Genomic DNA, 14,760 nt, shown 5'->3' with positions numbered 1-14,760 from the left:
GGGCGGCCGTCACGTGACGGCCGCCCGAACCACCAGGAAAGGAGGGCGAGATGGGAGCCGGAATCATTTGGGCCCCCGTGGTCCTCTACGTCGTGCTCATGGGCGCGTTCTGCGCCCTGGTCGGCGCGAAGACCTCTCCCCGGATGGGCTGGACCATGGCGGCCGGGCTCGTCCTCCTGCCGCCGGCCCTCCTCATCGGCGCCCTCCTCGCCGCCGGGTGAACACGAGCCCCCGGCAGGGGTACCGCCGAGCACATGATCACCGGCCGCGGAGCGAAGAGTTTCGGACTCTTGTGCGAAAACCTCTGGACTCCATGTCAGGTACACGATCTAGGCTGCGCCCCGTCGCGTTTTCGGCCCGCTCTCACTCTCAAATGCGCCCATGAGCAGCGGTTTTGGCGCTACCGACCGCATTTCCCCCGAAGGAATCAGACATCATGCGTCTCTCCCGAAGCACCTCCGCCCGCATCGCCACGTCGCTCGCCGCGGCCGCCCTCCTCTCTGCCCTCGCGGTCCCTGCGGCCACCGCGGCGCCCGAGACCGCGGCCACCGCGTCGGCGGCGGCCTTCGTCTGCTCCGACGCCTGCCTCCTGGGCACGCGGGCGGCGACCCACCCGGACCGCGACCGCCTGGTCTTCGACTTCACCGCGGACGGCCTGCCCACCGTGAGCTCGTACGTGAGCCCGGACGGCACCTACACGGGCCCGATGGGCAAGCCGGAGCCCCTGCAGATCCGCGGCACTTCGTACCTGATCGTCACGCTGTCCGGCGCGCACATGTACGACGACAACGGCGCCCTCACCTACCCGGGCCCCTACCTCCAGCAGCTGAACCTCCCTGTCCTCAAGGGCATCGAGTTCCTGGGCGAGTTCGAGGGCCGCCTCACCTTCGGCCTCACCCTCAACACCTCTTCGCGCCAGGCCACGTTCAACCTGACCGCGCCGAACCGCGTGGTCTTCGACCTGTACCGCTGATCCCAGCCCCCTTCGAGAAGACAGAGGAACCATCTGTGTACGCAGGACGATGGAGACAGGTGGGAGCCGCAGTGGCGCTCCTGTGCCTGGCCCAGCTGATGACGGCGCCCACGGCGTCGGCCGGTGCGACCGCCGGCTGCTTCCGGTCGACCTGTACGGGCGAGGACCCGTACGCCATGGGCTGTGACGACGATGCCGAGGTCCTGGACCAGCTCAACATCGACAACGACATCGAGGTGAAGCTGGTCTGGTCGTGGATGTGCCAGGCCACCTGGGCCAAGGTGACGATCGACCCGACCTACCCGGACACCGTGTACGGGACGCTGTGGCACACCCCGACACTGGGCGGCAACGAGACGGCGTACGCCGTCACCGCGCTCTCCCAGACGTCCCCCACCGGCTACTCGCCGATGGGCAACTGGAAGGCCACCAACAAGGCCTGCTGGAACATCCAGAACCACGGCTGGGACCCCGAACCGCTGGTCTACGAAGAGGGCGGCCACGTGATCCCCATGCCGCTCGTCAGCGGTGGCTGCACGGACTGGATGTGAGAAACATGCTGAAGCGCACCCCCACGAGCACCCGCACCCCGCGGCAGCGGATCGTCACCCAGGCGCTCGTGACGACCCTCCTGGCCTCCTCGGTCGCCCTGGTCCCGCTGGTGGCCCAGAACGCCCCCGCCGAAGCCGCCGACGCCACGTCGAGCACGCTCTTCCCCGCCGCGGAGAAGGCGCTCGGCGCCGGCTACGAGACCTCCGGCGACCTGATGGTCAGCGGTACCGGCGACTCGGACGGCTTCCACATCATGACGGCCTCGGAACGGGACGGGTTCACCTTCCGCGAGGTCGCCTCCCTGCGGCGCAAGGACATGGACGCCGGTCCCTGGACCGGATACGTCTGCACCACCGGCTCCGGCAGGTACGCGGCGGCCGTCTACATGCCGACGATGTGGGTCAACAAGCCCGGCGCCGCCTACCGGAGCGCGTTCGCCGCCGTCGTCCGGCTCAGCGACGGCAAGGTCACGGAGGTCGCCCAGGGCGTCCAGCTCGCCTACTTCTCGCCGGGCTGCGGCGAGGACGACCGGGTGCTGTTCTCCTCCAGCACGGCCACGGACACGGACGCCGGCCACACGACGGTCTTCGAGGCCGACGCGGCGACCGGCAGGATCGTCTCCGACCGGAAGGCGGCCGGCCGGCTCACGCACCTGCTCCCGACCAGCCGCGGCGACTACGGCGTCCTCGGCAACGACCTGGTGCGGCTGACCGGCAACGGGAAGACCCTCAAGACGCAGAAGCAGACGAAGCTGCCCGGACCGGTATTCGCGCTGACCGCCTCCGCCGACGGCGCCCTCGACCTGGGCCTCGTGAACGAGCGGAAGAGCGTCATCAGCCGCTGGCACGGCGGGAAGCTCACCACACTCGGTTCGGGCGAACTCGGCAAGCTCAAGCTGTTCCCGCGCAAGGGCGGCTCGCTCGCCGTGGGCGACGTGGACGGCGTCGACGCGTCCGGCGCCCCCGGCCTGAAGACCCAGCCCTTCAAGGGACAGCCCATGGGCGTCTCGCGCGAGGGCCACCTCGTCACCACCTCGGTGGTCTCGGACGAGCTGAAGGGCGTCACGGTGCCGGAGGGCTCCAAGCCCGGCGCCGCCTCCGCCGACGGCAAGGCCGCGGGCCTGGTCCGCATCCAGGCGACCGCCGTCCGTACGGGCACGAAGGCGACCGTCGCCTTCGACACCGACGTCGAGCGGGTCCGGCCGGCGAAGGCCGGGGGCTCCCCCGCCATGGACCCGGCGGCGTTCGTCGCGAACACCGGGCCCCGGGACGACATCGACCCGCGCAACTGCGGCGAGGGACTCACCGAGTCCCAGTGCCTCTCCGGTTCCGGCGTCCAGGTCTTCCCGGACGTCCTGGCTCACCAGATCCCCTGTCTCGTCAAGCGCAACAACCCCAAGCGGCAGGCGCTCCAGCCGAGCGCCAACATGGTGGAGTGGGCGGTCAACCAGGCCGTGCACGGCAACCTGACGCTGCAGCGCCCGGCGAACTGGCACGACACGGGCCTGCCCGCGTACAGCCCGCAGGGTCTCTTCCCCAAGCCGAACCTGACCGGCGGCGGGGACATCCCCGCCCAGATCGTCCTCGGCATCCTGGCCCAGGAGTCCAACTTCAAGCAGGCCTCCTGGCACTCCATGAACGGCGCCGCGGGCAACGTCCTCCAGGCCGACTGGTTCGGTAACGAGGCGTCCATCCACTACTACCCGAACCGCAGCAAGTCCGACTGCGGCTACGGCATCGCCCAGGTCACCTCCGGCATGCGGGAGTACGACGTCCCGAAGTTCGACACCACGCGGGCCGGCGCCATCGCCACCGACTACGCGACGAACATCGCGGCCGGCATGCAGATCCTCGCCGAGAAGTGGAACCAGCTGAAGGCGCTGGGGATGAACGTCAACAACGGCGACCCCCAGTACCTCGAGAACTGGTACATGGCGCTCTGGGGCTACAACAGCGGCGTCTACACCGACCCGAACGCGCCGCGCGGCCTCGGCTACTTCAACAACCCGGCGAACCCGAACTACCCGCCGGACCGCACCCCGTTCCTGCGGATGACGTACGACGACGCCTCCCACCCGGGGGACTGGCCGTACCAGGAGAAGGTCCTCGGCTGGGCGGAGACCCCGCACAAGACGTGGAACTGGGAGGAGTCGTACGAGACGCCGGACTGGCCGGGCGTCCTCGACCTCCACAAGCTGAACCTGCCGCCGGACCCGTACCGGTTCTGCTCCCCGTCGGTGAACAACTGCACCCCGAACACCGCGGACCCGTGCCCGGCGTTCAACGACACCTGCCGGTGGTTCGGCAGCGTCTCCTGGATCAGCGACCAGAGCCCCGACAACTCCTCGCGCGAGGACCTCACCTACGCGCCGGGCTCGGCCGAACCGGCGCTGATCGCCAAGTACCCTTCGGGCCCGTGCATGACCAAGCCCAACGGCAATACGAGCGCGATCATCGTGGACGACCTCAACGAGCGTGAGGACGTCTACGACTGCGGGGACTTCGAGGGAGCCGCCGACGGCAAGTTCACCCTCCAGCTCGGCGACAACATCAACTACCTCCGTCCCGACGGCTCCTTCCGCGCGACCCCGTCGATCGCGCAGATCGACCTCCACCAGCTGGGCGCCGGCTACAACGGCCACGTCTTCTTCACGCACAGCTACCCGGAGAGCGACTTCTTCCACAAGGTGACGGGCCGCTGGGCGCTCAACCCGAAGTCGCTGCCGGCCGCGAACGACATCGGCAAGCGGTACAACGTCTGGATCCACCTCCCCAACCACGGGGCCGAGGCGATCGTCCGCTACACCGTCATCCCCGGCCCCAACGCCGAGGGCCTCAAGCCGGACACCTGCCGGGTCAACCAGGGCACCCGCAGCGCCGGCAAGGACACCTGGTTCAAGCTGGGCACCATGAGGTTCTGGAAGGGCGGACGCGTCGAGGCGGACAACCTCCACGACGCCGGCACCGGAGACGCCAACGTGGCCTTCGACGCCGTCGCCTTCGTCCCGACCACCATCCCGGACGCGGGCAACTGCGCCTTCGGACACTGATGGGCAGCGCGCTCTCGCGGCGCCGGGTCACGGCGACGGTCGCCCTCGCGGCCGTCGCCGTCCTCGCCGGCTGCACGCAGAAGCCACCGCCGGACACCGGGGTCTACCCGGGGACGTACGATCCGCCCGCCCCGCGGTCGGAAGCCCCCCGGCTTACGGCCACCGAGCCCCCGTCGGCCTCCCAGTGGCCGGACAAGGCCGTACCGGCCGGCCAGACGCCCCGTCTGGGCGCCAGCAAGGTCATCGCCCCCGGATACCGCGTCGACAGTTTCCTGAGCGGTCTCGCGTCCCGGTGGGAGGTCCCCCTCGGCGAGCAGAAGCTCATCGAGGCCCCGGGGGACCGGAAGGTCTGGCACTTCTCCGGGAAGGCGACCGAAGGACCGGAACTCGCCATCGCCGGCGTCCCGACGGAACAGGGAGACATCGTCTCGTTCACCTGCCTGGTGGACGTCGGCCGCGAGAAGGCCGCGGAGTTCCTTGAGGACTGCGCGGCAACCGGCATCCCGGGCTGGGACCGCGGGCGCGCCGTCGCCTGGCTGAAGACGGCACGCCGTCAGGTCGACGCCGTGTACGCGCGGGAGAAGGGGATGCGGCCCGCGAGCAGCGCCCTGTACGTGTCCGACGGGGCGTACGCCTTCCTGAGCCGCGCCGGCCAGGCGAAGAACCCGGACGGCGCGTACACCCTCAGGGTCTCGGGCGGCGGCGTCGCCGAGAACTCCTGACGGCCGGACCGCACGCCAACGGGCCCCTCGCGTGAGCGGGGGGCCCGTTGGCGTGTCAGGCGATTGCGCGGGGACCGCCGCACCCCCGTTACCGGGGGGCGGGACGACGGCGGTCCCCGCGAGGGACACGGGCCCGGGTCAGGGCCGGTCTCCGCGTCCGTGGCGTCGCAGGAGGCCCGGGAGCCGCTCCGTTAGTCCGTGACGCCGACAACCACCAATGTGCCGGACGCGTGTTAAGCCGGTGCTGCGCGTACGTGTCGCCCTCGTACCAGTTGTGCGAACTGCTGCGCACCTGCGCCTTACCGGCTTCTTACCCGCGGCTTACCTACTTCGTGCCGCCGTTGGCCAGGAAGGCCAGCAGGTCCTGACGGCTCACGACGCCGGTCGGCTTGCCCTCGACCAGGACGATCGCCGCGTCGGAGGACTCACCGAGGACCGACATCAGGTCGGCCACGGGCTCGCCGGAGCCGACCTGCGGCAGCGGCGCGCTCATGTGGCGCTCCAGCGGGTCCTGCAGGGAGGCCCGCTGGGTGAAGAGGGCGTCGAGCAGCTCGCGCTCGACGACCGAGCCGACGACCTCGGCGGCCATCACGTCGGGGTGGCCGGCGCCGGGCTTCACGATGGGCATCTGGGAGACGCCGTACTCGCGCAGCACCTCGATGGCCTGGCCGACGGTCTCGTCCGGGTGCATGTGGACGAGCGAGGGCATGACGCCCTCCTTGTGCCGCAGGACGTCGGCGACGGTGGCGGTGGAGGTGTCCTCCAGGAAGCCGTGTCCGGCCATCCACTCGTCACTGAAGATCTTGGACATGTAGCCGCGGCCGGAGTCCGGCAGCAGGACGACGACGACGTCGTCGGGGCCGAGCTCCCTGGCGACCTCCAGGGCGGCGACGACGGCCATGCCGCAGGAGCCGCCGACGAGGAGGCCCTCCTCCTTGGCGAGGCGGCGGGTCATCTGGAACGAGTCCTTGTCGGACACCGCGACGATCCGGTCCGTGACGTTCCGGTCGTAGGCGGTGGGCCAGAAGTCCTCGCCGACGCCCTCGACGAGGTACGGGCGGCCCGAACCGCCGGAGTAGACGGAGCCCTCCGGGTCGGCGCCGATGACCTTCACGGAGCCGCCGCTGGCCTCCTTGAGGTAGTTGCCGGTGCCGGAGATGGTGCCGCCGGTGCCGACACCCGCGACGAAGTGGGTGATCTTCCCGTCCGTCTGCTCCCAGAGCTCGGGACCGGTGGTCTCGTAGTGGGAGCGCGGGTTGTTCGGGTTGGAGTACTGGTCGGGCTTCCAGGCACCGGGCGTCTCACGGACGAGCCGGTCCGAGACGTTGTAGTACGAGTCCGGGTGCTCCGGGTCGACCGCGGTCGGGCAGACGACGACGTCGGCGCCGTACGCCCGCAGCACGTTGATCTTGTCGAGGGACACCTTGTCGGGGCAGACGAAGATGCACTTGTAGCCCTTCTGCTGGGCCACGATCGCCAGGCCGACGCCGGTGTTGCCGGACGTGGGCTCGACGATGGTTCCGCCGGGCTTCAGCTCGCCGCTCTGCTCGGCCGCCTCGATCATCCGCACGGCGATCCGGTCCTTGACCGAGCCTCCGGGGTTGAAGTACTCGACCTTGGCCAGGACGGTCGCCTGAATGCCCGCTGTGACGTTGTTGAGCTTCACCAGCGGGGTGTTGCCGACGAGGCTGATCATCGAGTCGTGGAATTGCACCGTAATCTCCGGGGTCTCCGTAATGGTGTGGTCAGCGTATGCGTAGTCGGAGCGGGTTACGGGGCAGTTAGACCCTGAACGGCTTGAAGGAGGTGACGGCCCCATGTCGAGGGCGAGGGTGGCGCGGCGGATCGCGGCGGGTGCGGCGTACGGCGGCGGGAGCATCGGGCTGCTCGGTGTGGCGTCCGTGGGCGTCCTGCTGGCGGAGATGCAGCTCGCGAAGCGGACGGTGGGCGGCGGGGCGGCGCCGCTGCCGCCCGGCGCCGACGGTCTGTACGGCCGGGCGTTCGGTACGGACGACCCGCTGCGACTGGCCCTTCTGGGTGATTCCACGGCGGCCGGTCAGGGCGTGCGCCGCTCGGGTCAGACGCCGGGCGCGCTGCTCGCCTCGGGGCTCGCGGCGGTCGCCGAGCGACCGGTGGTGCTGCGGAACGTGGCGCTGTCCGGGGCGCGCTCGGACGACCTGGAGCGCCAGGTGTCGCTGCTGCTGACCCAGCCCCTGGGGCCGCCGGACGTGTGCGTGATCATGATCGGGGCGAACGACGTGACGCACCGGACGCCGCCGACCGAGTCGGTACGGCTCCTGGCGTCGGCGGTACGGCGGCTGCGGACGGCCGGCGCCGAGGTGGTGGTCGGGACCTGCCCGGACCTGGGGACGATCGAGCCGGTGTACCAGCCGCTGCGCTGGCTGGCCCGGCGGGCCTCCCGGCAGCTCGCGGCGGCGCAGACGATCGTGGTGGTGGAGCAGGGCGGGCGGACGGTGTCGCTCGGCGACCTGCTCGGCCCCGAGTTCGCGGCGAACCCGCGCGAGATGTTCGGGGTGGACAACTTCCACCCCTCGGCCGAGGGGTACGCGACGGCGGCGATGGCCGTCCTTCCGACGCTGTGCGCGGCGCTCGGCGTATGGCCGGAGACCGACCGTCTGGAACCGGCCCGCAGGGAGAACATGCTGCCGGTCGCGAAGGCGGCGGCCGAGGCGGCGAGGGAGGCGGGCACGGAGGTGACGGGCGCGCGGGCGCCGTGGGCCCTCCTGAAGCACCGGCGGCGCCGGCGGCTGCCGATGCCGGCGGAGGCCGAGACGAGGGCCGGTGAGGGGTCGGGGACGGACGGGGAGACGGGGCCGGCGACGGGCGCGGAGTCGGGCGCGGAGGCCTCGGGATCCGCGTCGGGATCCGCGTCGGGGGCGGGTTCGGGCTCCACCTCCGGGTCGGGTTCGGCTTCCGGGGGTCATAATTGAGCGGGCTCTGACTGAGCGCTCGCTTAGAAAAGAGGCCCGCGTCACACTGTCAGAGCGGTGACCCCTGCGGTACGTACGGGTAACTTCCCTTTCAGTCCGCCCACTCCGCACCCTCATGGAGCCGTGATGCCCGAAGCCGTGATCGTCTCGACCGCCCGTTCGCCCATCGGCCGGGCCTTCAAGGGCTCCCTCAAGGACCTGCGGCCGGACGACCTCACCGCGACCATCGTCCAGGCCGCCCTGGCGAAGGTGCCGGAGCTCGACCCGCGCGACATCGACGACCTGATGCTGGGCTGCGGTCTGCCCGGCGGCGAACAGGGCAACAACCTCGGCCGGATCGTCGCCGTGCAGATGGGCATGGACCACCTGCCGGGCTGCACGGTCACCCGCTACTGCTCCTCCTCGCTGCAGACCTCCCGGATGGCGCTGCACGCGATCAAGGCGGGCGAGGGCGACGTCTTCATCTCGGCCGGTGTCGAGATGGTGTCCCGCTTCGTGAAGGGCAACTCGGACTCGCTGCCCGACACGCACAACCCGTTCTTCGCCGAGGCCGAGGCCCGCACCGCGGAGGTCGCCGCCTCCGAGGGCTCCACCTGGCACGACCCGCGCGAGGACGGCATCGTCCCGGACGCGTACATCGCGATGGGCCAGACCGCCGAGAACCTGGCCCGCTGGAAGGGCATCAGCCGCCAGGAGATGGACGAGTTCGGCGTCCGCTCGCAGAACCTCGCCGAGCAGGCCATCAAGAACGGCTTCTGGGAGCGCGAGATCACCCCGGTGACCCTCCCGGACGGCACCGTCGTCTCCACGGACGACGGCCCGCGCGCCGGCGTCACCCTGGAGGGCGTCCAGGGCCTGAAGCCGGTGTTCCGCCCCGACGGGCTGGTCACCGCCGCGAACTGCTGCCCGCTGAACGACGGCGCCGCCGCGCTCGTCATCATGTCGGACACCAAGGCCCGCGAGCTGGGCCTGACCCCGCTGGCCCGGATCGTCTCCACCGGCGTCTCCGGCCTCTCCCCCGAGATCATGGGCCTCGGCCCGGTCGAGGCGTCGAAGCAGGCCCTCCAGCGCGCCGGCCTGACCATCGGCGACATCGACCTCGCCGAGATCAACGAGGCCTTCGCCGCCCAGGTCATCCCGTCCTACCAGGACCTGGGCCTCGACCTGGACAAGGTGAACGTCAACGGTGGCGCCATCGCCGTCGGCCACCCCTTCGGCATGACGGGCGCCCGCATCACCGGCACCCTGATCAACAGCCTCCAGTTCCACGACAAGCAGTTCGGCCTGGAGACCATGTGCGTGGGCGGCGGCCAGGGCATGGCCATGGTCATCGAGCGCCTGAGCTGAGCTGAGCCGATCGGGCGTCTCTCCTGACGCCCCCGGCGTCAACCGTCCCGCGTCCGAGCCGTGACCGAATCTCCCCCAGGATGTGACCTACATCCCGGGGGAGTTTGTTTTCGCAGGTCAGCGCCGTTTTGGGACTAAACACCTGGCAGAAATACCTGTCCAATTCGTGACGTAATGCACTGACAGCGGGCCCCGGCTCAGGACAAGCTGATGTAGGAAGTCGGGGGATCGACTCGGAATCGGGAGTTCGTCAGTGAGCACCATGCCTCTTGCCCTGCTGCTGACCACGGCCGCCGCCACGGCCGTGGGCGCTGCCGCCCTGCACGCCGTCCACGGTCTCCGCAAGCAGGTCACCGCCCTGCGGAACGAACTGGCGGCCGGCCACGGCGTCACCGTTCCCGCAGCCCGCGCCACGCCCGCCGCCGAGATACGGGCCGCGGTCGCGGAGGCGCTGGCCGAGGAGCGCGAGCGCGAGCTCGCCGAGGCGCGGGCCTTCTGGGCCGCGCAGGAGGCCAGGGACGCGGCCGACGCCCCCTCCCTGCTCGGCGGCCTCGGCGGTCCGGCCGACGACGGCACCTTCTTCGTGCCCCGCCAGGCCGACTTCGTGGGCCTTGAGGCGATGGCCCTGGAGGCCATGGAGGCGGAGGCGGTGTCGCTCGACGGCCCCGACCCGCTCGACGCCCTCGAATCGTTCGACGCCCTCGACGAGTACCCGGAGGACTCGGCGGAGCTGGCGGCGGCCCGCCGCCGGCACCCCTCGCACCCGGACTTCGTGCCGGTGCAGACGCCCGTCGTGACCGACCACGAGCGGACGGTGGCCCGCCTGGAGGAGCTGGCGGACACCCGCACGGAGCTGACCGACGTGCGCCCGGGCCCGCTCGGCACGCTCGACGTGTACGTCTTCGCGGACGGCACGACGCTCTGCATGACCCCGGGGCACCGCGAGACCGCGGAGCGCCTCGCGGAGGCCCTGCGCGCCGGTCGTACGCCGGTGCTGCTCGGCGGCTCGGGCGTCTCGGGCGCCTTCGCCCTCACCTTCTCGTACGGCGAGTCCGACGAGGAGAACGTCTACATCCTGGCGGACCGCGTCATCGCCTCCCTGTAGCCCCCGGCTGCCCCGACGGGGCGGCGACGCACCCCCGTCCCGCCAGGCGACCGACAGACGCCTGGCAGACGCCCGAGAGGCGACCGACGACGCGCGGCTAGAGACCCGAGCGCTCCGTCGCCTCACGTACCAGCCTCACGGCCTCGCTCAGTTCCCCTCCGTGGGAATCCGAGGGGGCCGTTCGCAGGATTTCGGCCAGATCGTTCCCGGCGACGACCAGCTGGTCCGCCACGGTGAAGACCCCGGCGTCCGGCATGACCACCGGCTCCCGCTCCGGGTCCTCGGCGCGCTGCGCGCGGACCGCGAGCTCACGGGCAAGGCCCAGCCCCTCGGCCGCCGCGCCACGCTGGAGGCGGCTCTGCGGGGCGGCCCGCAGCCGGTCGGCGAAGCGCTCGACGGCGGCGGTCAGTTCACTCGTATCGCGCACCCTGTGACCCTACGCGCCGTCCCCGGCCCCTTGCCAACGGCCCGCGCCTTGGGCACGGTGGCGGGAGGAGTACGAGGAGCAGCACACGGTACGACGCGTCCGGAGGCGCCGATGTCCCACACATTCTCCGAAGAGACCCACCGCAACATGCTGGCCCGGATCCCGCGCCGCACCGGTCGTGAGATCGCCGACTGGATGCGCACCGTCGAGGAGGGCCCGTCCCTCCTCCGCTTCGAGGAGCGGGTGAACTGGCTCCGCGGGGCCCACGACCTGACGTACGGTCACGCGAAGGCGATCCTGCACGAGTACGACCTGCGGCGGGCGGCGCGCAGACTGCTCTGAGCGGCCCGGGCCCGCCCGGCGGCTCACTTCACGTGCCGGCCGAGGAAGTCCCTGACGAGTCCGGCGATCTCCTCGCCGTGCGTCTCCAGGGCGAAGTGCCCGGCGTCCAGGAGGTGGATCTCGGCGTCCGGCAGGTCGCGGGCGAAGGCCTCGGCACCGGCGGGCCCGAAGATCTCGTCACCGCGCCCCCAGGCCGCGAGCAGCGGCGGCCGGTGGGTGCGGAAGTACTCCTGGAAGGCCGGGTAGCCGTCCAGGTTGAACTGGTAGTCCCAGAAGAGCTGGAGCTGGACCTCCTTGTTGCCGGGCCGGTCGAGGCCGGCCTGGTCCAGGGTCCAGGCCTCGGGGGCGATCCGGTCGAGCCGGTCGGCGGGCACGCCGTGGGTGTACTGCCAGCGGGTGGCGTCGGCGGTCAGCAGCTCCCGTACGGCCGCCTCGTTGGCCTCGCGGTCCCGGGCGTGGGCGAAGAGCACGTCCCAGAAGGGCGTGAAGCCCTCCAGGTAGGCGTTGCCGCTCTGGCTGACGATCGCGGTGACCCGCTCGGGCTGCCGGGAGGCGATGCGGAGGCCGATGGGGGCGCCGTAGTCCTGGATGTACAGGGCGGACCGCTCCACGCCGAGCCGGTCGAGCAGTCCGAGCGTGATCTCCGTGAGCTTCTCGAAGCTGTACGGGAAGTCCTCGACGGCCGGTGCGGCGGAGGCGCCGAAGCCGATGTGGTCGGGTGCGATCAGGTGGTAGGAGTCGGCGAGCTCGGCGATGAGCCCCCGGTACATGTGCGAGCTGGACGGGAAGCCGTGCAGCAGCAGGAGGGTGGGGTTCGCCGGGTCGCCGGCCTCCCGGTAGAAGACGTCGAGGCCGTCGATGGTGACGGTGTGCGCGCGCTGGGCGAAGGCGGACATGAGGGTTCCCCGTTTCATCCCGTTCGGACCGGGAGAACGATCGTTCTCCCGGTGCCCTGTAGGCTACGAGAACGAGGGTTCTCCATGCAAGGGGTGATCGGACGATGGACGCGGAATCCGCCGCGCTGAAGGTGCTCGACACCGCGGAGCGGCTCTTCGACGAGCGGGGGGTGCAGGCCGTCGGCATGGACGCCATCCGCACCGCGTCGGGGGTCTCGCTCAAGCGGCTCTACCAGGTCTTCCCGTCCAAGGACCTGCTCGTGGAGGCCGTCCTGCGGCGCCGCGACGAGACCGTGCGGGCCGCCCTCACCGCGCACGGCGCCCGGACCGCCGACGGGCCGCGCGAGCGGGCGCTCGCGGTCTTCGACTGGCTGGCCGGCTGGTTCGCGGAGCCCGGGTTCCGGGGCTGCGCCTTCATCAACACCTTCGGGGAGCTCGGCGGCGTCACCCCGTCGGTGGCCGCCGTCGCCCGCGACCACAAGGAGGCCCTGCGGGCCTACTTCGCCGAGCAGACGGACGCCCTCGGCGCCCCGCCCGTCCTCGCCGACCAGCTGGCCCTGCTCGCCAACGGCGCCATGGCCGTCGCGGGCATCACCGGCTCCGCCGAGCCGGCCGCGCAGGCGAAGGCGGCGGCCGCGGTCCTGCTCGACGCGGCGCGGTAGGGGCCTGCCCGGCGGATCAGGGCCGGACACGCGGAAGGGCCCGCCCGGCACGAAGCCGGACGGGCCCTTCCTTCACGCGGTGACGCGTCAGTCGTCGCCCTGCAGGATCGACAGCAGACGCAGCATCTCCAGGTAGATCCACACCAGCGTCATGGTGAGACCGAAGGCGGCCAGCCAGGCCTCCTCGCGCGGCGCGCCGTAGGTCACGCCGTCCTCGACCTGCTTGAAGTCGAGGGCGAGGAAGCAGGCGCCGAGGATGACGCCGACGACACCGAAGACGATGCCGAGACCGCCGCTGCGGAAGCCGAGGCCGTCGCCGCCCGCGAAGACGGAGAACAGCAGGTTGGCGACCATGAGGAGCATGAAGCCCATCGCGGCGGCCATCACGAAGCCGTAGAAGCGTCGGTTGACGCGGATCCAGCCGAGCTTGTAGGCGATCAGGACGCCGGCGAAGACCGCCATCGTGCCCAGGACCGCCTGGATGACCACGCCGTCGGCGATGTACGTCGAGACGGCGGCCGAGATCACTCCGAGGAAGACACCCTCGAAGGCCGCGTAGCCCAGGATCAGCGCGGGCGAGGCCTTGCGCTTGAAGGACTGCACGAGCGCCAGCACGAGGGCGACCAGGGCGGCGCCGATGGCGATGCCGTAGGACTTGCCCAGGTTGGCCGGGTCGACCGGCAGCAGGAACCAGGACAGCGTGGCGGTGAGCACGACCGTGCCGAGCGTCATGGCCGTACGGCTCACGACGTCGTCGATCGTCATCACGTTGCCGCGGGCCTGCTGGGGCGCGCCCAGCTGCGTGTCCTGCGGGGCGTACGGGTTGGTCGCGTACGGGTTCGTCGCGCCCTCGGCGTACGGGTTGCCGGTGGCGTACGGGTTGGCGGTTCCTACGGCGGGGCCCCCGGCCTGCGGCTGCTGGCCGTTGAAGCCCGCGGTGCCGTTGTCGCGGCTGAACCCCCGTCGCGAGAAGACCGGGTTGCTGCTCCTCATCTCACTCCTCCATGGCGGCCGCATGTGCGCGGCCTCTCGTCAAGAGTAATGCGTAGGCAAAAGAAACTCTCTAGTGCTCGGGGAGGATCTTTTCCCGGAAGATTTCGATCTTCACCCACACCGGAGCCCACCGCTCCACGACGCTCCCCCTGGCGGGAACCACCCCCATCCGAGGAGAGCCGTCGCGGAGGCCGTGGGCGGCGGTCCGCCGGCCGTCGGTGGCACCGGGCGGGGAGCCCGGGCCGTCCGCTATGCCCTGGCGAAGACGGGGACGGAGCGGAGGGACCACCGGTCCCGGGTCTTCTTCCCCCGAAACGGCGCCGCACCCGCGGCAGGGGCGGAGAGCGAGCGGCTGAACCAGTACGACGGCCGGCCGATGCGGCCCGCACGTACGGACTGATCGGCGGCGGCGCCACGCGCGAGATCGACGGCGAGGAGATCGACGGTGAGGAGATCGACGGCTCGGCGACCGACAGCCACCGCTCCCGGCTCCGCCCCGCTCTCCAAGGAGCTCGACACCTGACCGCTCGACCGCCCGCGGAACCGACCGAACGGCTTCCGCCGGGCCGCAGGCTCTCGCCTGGGGCCCGGGTGGTGCCCGGAACCGGACTCGAACCGGTACGGCCCGAAGGCCAGCGAGGTTTAATACTCCAGCTGTAGATCGTGATCTTGATCGCGGTGCGGCCGCCGCGCGTTGAGCGGCCTCATGCTGGGATGGGCGTCTCGCGGGTCATTTGCTCG

Annotated in this window: 15 protein-coding genes; 10 read left to right on the top strand and 5 right to left on the bottom strand. The window is 71.1% G+C overall.

The window, feature by feature from the left end; all coding sequences use genetic code 11:
* Nucleotides 1-50: 50 nt before the first annotated feature.
* The 5 genes from IO20_RS40445 (at nt 51) to IO20_RS0129655 (ending at nt 5,296) form a co-directional block, all read left to right on the top strand.
* Entirely contained in the window at nt 51-221 is a 171-nt protein-coding gene (locus IO20_RS40445) for a hypothetical protein (RefSeq protein WP_157850823.1), read from the top strand.
* Between the two features lie 215 nt (nt 222-436).
* Nucleotides 437-973, top strand: coding sequence for an AMIN-like domain-containing (lipo)protein (locus IO20_RS40440; RefSeq protein WP_051874832.1), 537 nt, complete (start codon nt 437-439; stop codon nt 971-973).
* A 59-nt stretch (nt 974-1,032) separates the two neighbouring features.
* Nucleotides 1,033-1,524, top strand: coding sequence for a DUF2690 domain-containing protein (locus tag IO20_RS0129665; protein WP_157850822.1), 492 nt, complete (start codon nt 1,033-1,035; stop codon nt 1,522-1,524).
* Between the two features lie 5 nt (nt 1,525-1,529).
* Nucleotides 1,530-4,574: a transglycosylase SLT domain-containing protein gene (locus tag IO20_RS0129660; protein ID WP_030555393.1), complete on the top strand. Its 3,045-nt coding sequence runs from the start codon at nt 1,530-1,532 to the stop codon at nt 4,572-4,574.
* Nucleotides 4,574-5,296 carry a hypothetical protein gene (locus IO20_RS0129655; protein ID WP_030555391.1) on the top strand — a complete coding sequence of 241 codons (723 nt, stop codon included), beginning with the start codon at nt 4,574-4,576 and terminating at the stop codon, nt 5,294-5,296. The genes IO20_RS0129660 and IO20_RS0129655 overlap by 1 nt, the downstream gene beginning before the upstream one ends.
* A gap of 325 nt (nt 5,297-5,621) precedes the next feature.
* Here IO20_RS0129655 and IO20_RS0129650 read toward each other — a convergent pair whose 3' ends face one another.
* Entirely contained in the window at nt 5,622-7,010 is a 1,389-nt protein-coding gene (locus IO20_RS0129650; protein WP_030555389.1) for a cystathionine beta-synthase, read from the bottom strand.
* A gap of 103 nt (nt 7,011-7,113) precedes the next feature.
* Between IO20_RS0129650 and IO20_RS0129645 the strand changes: the two genes are divergently transcribed.
* From IO20_RS0129645 to IO20_RS0129635, 3 genes are all read left to right on the top strand, one after another.
* Complete coding sequence (locus IO20_RS0129645) at nt 7,114-8,247, top strand: SGNH/GDSL hydrolase family protein (RefSeq protein ID WP_169749555.1); 1,134 nt, start codon at nt 7,114-7,116, stop codon at nt 8,245-8,247.
* 126 nt (nt 8,248-8,373) lie between these two features.
* Complete coding sequence (locus IO20_RS0129640; RefSeq protein WP_030555386.1) at nt 8,374-9,594, top strand: acetyl-CoA C-acetyltransferase; 1,221 nt, start codon at nt 8,374-8,376, stop codon at nt 9,592-9,594.
* Nucleotides 9,595-9,856: 262 nt separating this feature from the next.
* Entirely contained in the window at nt 9,857-10,699 is an 843-nt protein-coding gene (locus IO20_RS0129635; RefSeq protein ID WP_211270441.1) for a hypothetical protein, read from the top strand.
* A 97-nt stretch (nt 10,700-10,796) separates the two neighbouring features.
* Here the strand turns inward: IO20_RS0129635 and IO20_RS0129630 are convergent, their stop codons facing one another.
* Nucleotides 10,797-11,126: a hypothetical protein gene (locus IO20_RS0129630; protein WP_030555382.1), complete on the bottom strand. Its 330-nt coding sequence runs from the start codon at nt 11,124-11,126 to the stop codon at nt 10,797-10,799.
* Nucleotides 11,127-11,237: 111 nt separating this feature from the next.
* Here IO20_RS0129630 and IO20_RS0129625 point away from each other — a divergent pair, with 111 nt between their 5' ends.
* Nucleotides 11,238-11,468 carry a DUF4287 domain-containing protein gene (locus tag IO20_RS0129625; RefSeq protein ID WP_030210711.1) on the top strand — a complete coding sequence of 77 codons (231 nt, stop codon included), beginning with the start codon at nt 11,238-11,240 and terminating at the stop codon, nt 11,466-11,468.
* A 23-nt stretch (nt 11,469-11,491) separates the two neighbouring features.
* Here IO20_RS0129625 and IO20_RS0129620 read toward each other — a convergent pair whose 3' ends face one another.
* Nucleotides 11,492-12,364 carry an alpha/beta fold hydrolase gene (locus tag IO20_RS0129620; protein WP_030555380.1) on the bottom strand — a complete coding sequence of 291 codons (873 nt, stop codon included), beginning with the start codon at nt 12,362-12,364 and terminating at the stop codon, nt 11,492-11,494.
* A gap of 104 nt (nt 12,365-12,468) precedes the next feature.
* Here IO20_RS0129620 and IO20_RS0129615 point away from each other — a divergent pair, with 104 nt between their 5' ends.
* Complete coding sequence (locus IO20_RS0129615) at nt 12,469-13,026, top strand: TetR/AcrR family transcriptional regulator (protein WP_030555378.1); 558 nt, start codon at nt 12,469-12,471, stop codon at nt 13,024-13,026.
* A gap of 87 nt (nt 13,027-13,113) precedes the next feature.
* Here the strand turns inward: IO20_RS0129615 and IO20_RS0129610 are convergent, their stop codons facing one another.
* Both IO20_RS0129610 and IO20_RS0129600 read right to left on the bottom strand, forming a co-directional pair.
* Nucleotides 13,114-14,019: a Bax inhibitor-1/YccA family protein gene (locus IO20_RS0129610; RefSeq protein ID WP_030555377.1), complete on the bottom strand. Its 906-nt coding sequence runs from the start codon at nt 14,017-14,019 to the stop codon at nt 13,114-13,116.
* Between the two features lie 249 nt (nt 14,020-14,268).
* Nucleotides 14,269-14,499: a hypothetical protein gene (locus IO20_RS0129600; RefSeq protein ID WP_030555376.1), complete on the bottom strand. Its 231-nt coding sequence runs from the start codon at nt 14,497-14,499 to the stop codon at nt 14,269-14,271.
* Nucleotides 14,500-14,760: the final 261 nt, after the last annotated feature.

The sequence above is a fragment of the Streptomyces exfoliatus genome, from assembly GCF_000725545.1.
GTDB classification, from domain to species: domain Bacteria; phylum Actinomycetota; class Actinomycetes; order Streptomycetales; family Streptomycetaceae; genus Streptomyces; species Streptomyces exfoliatus.
This window is presented reverse-complemented; position numbering and strand designations above follow the sequence as displayed.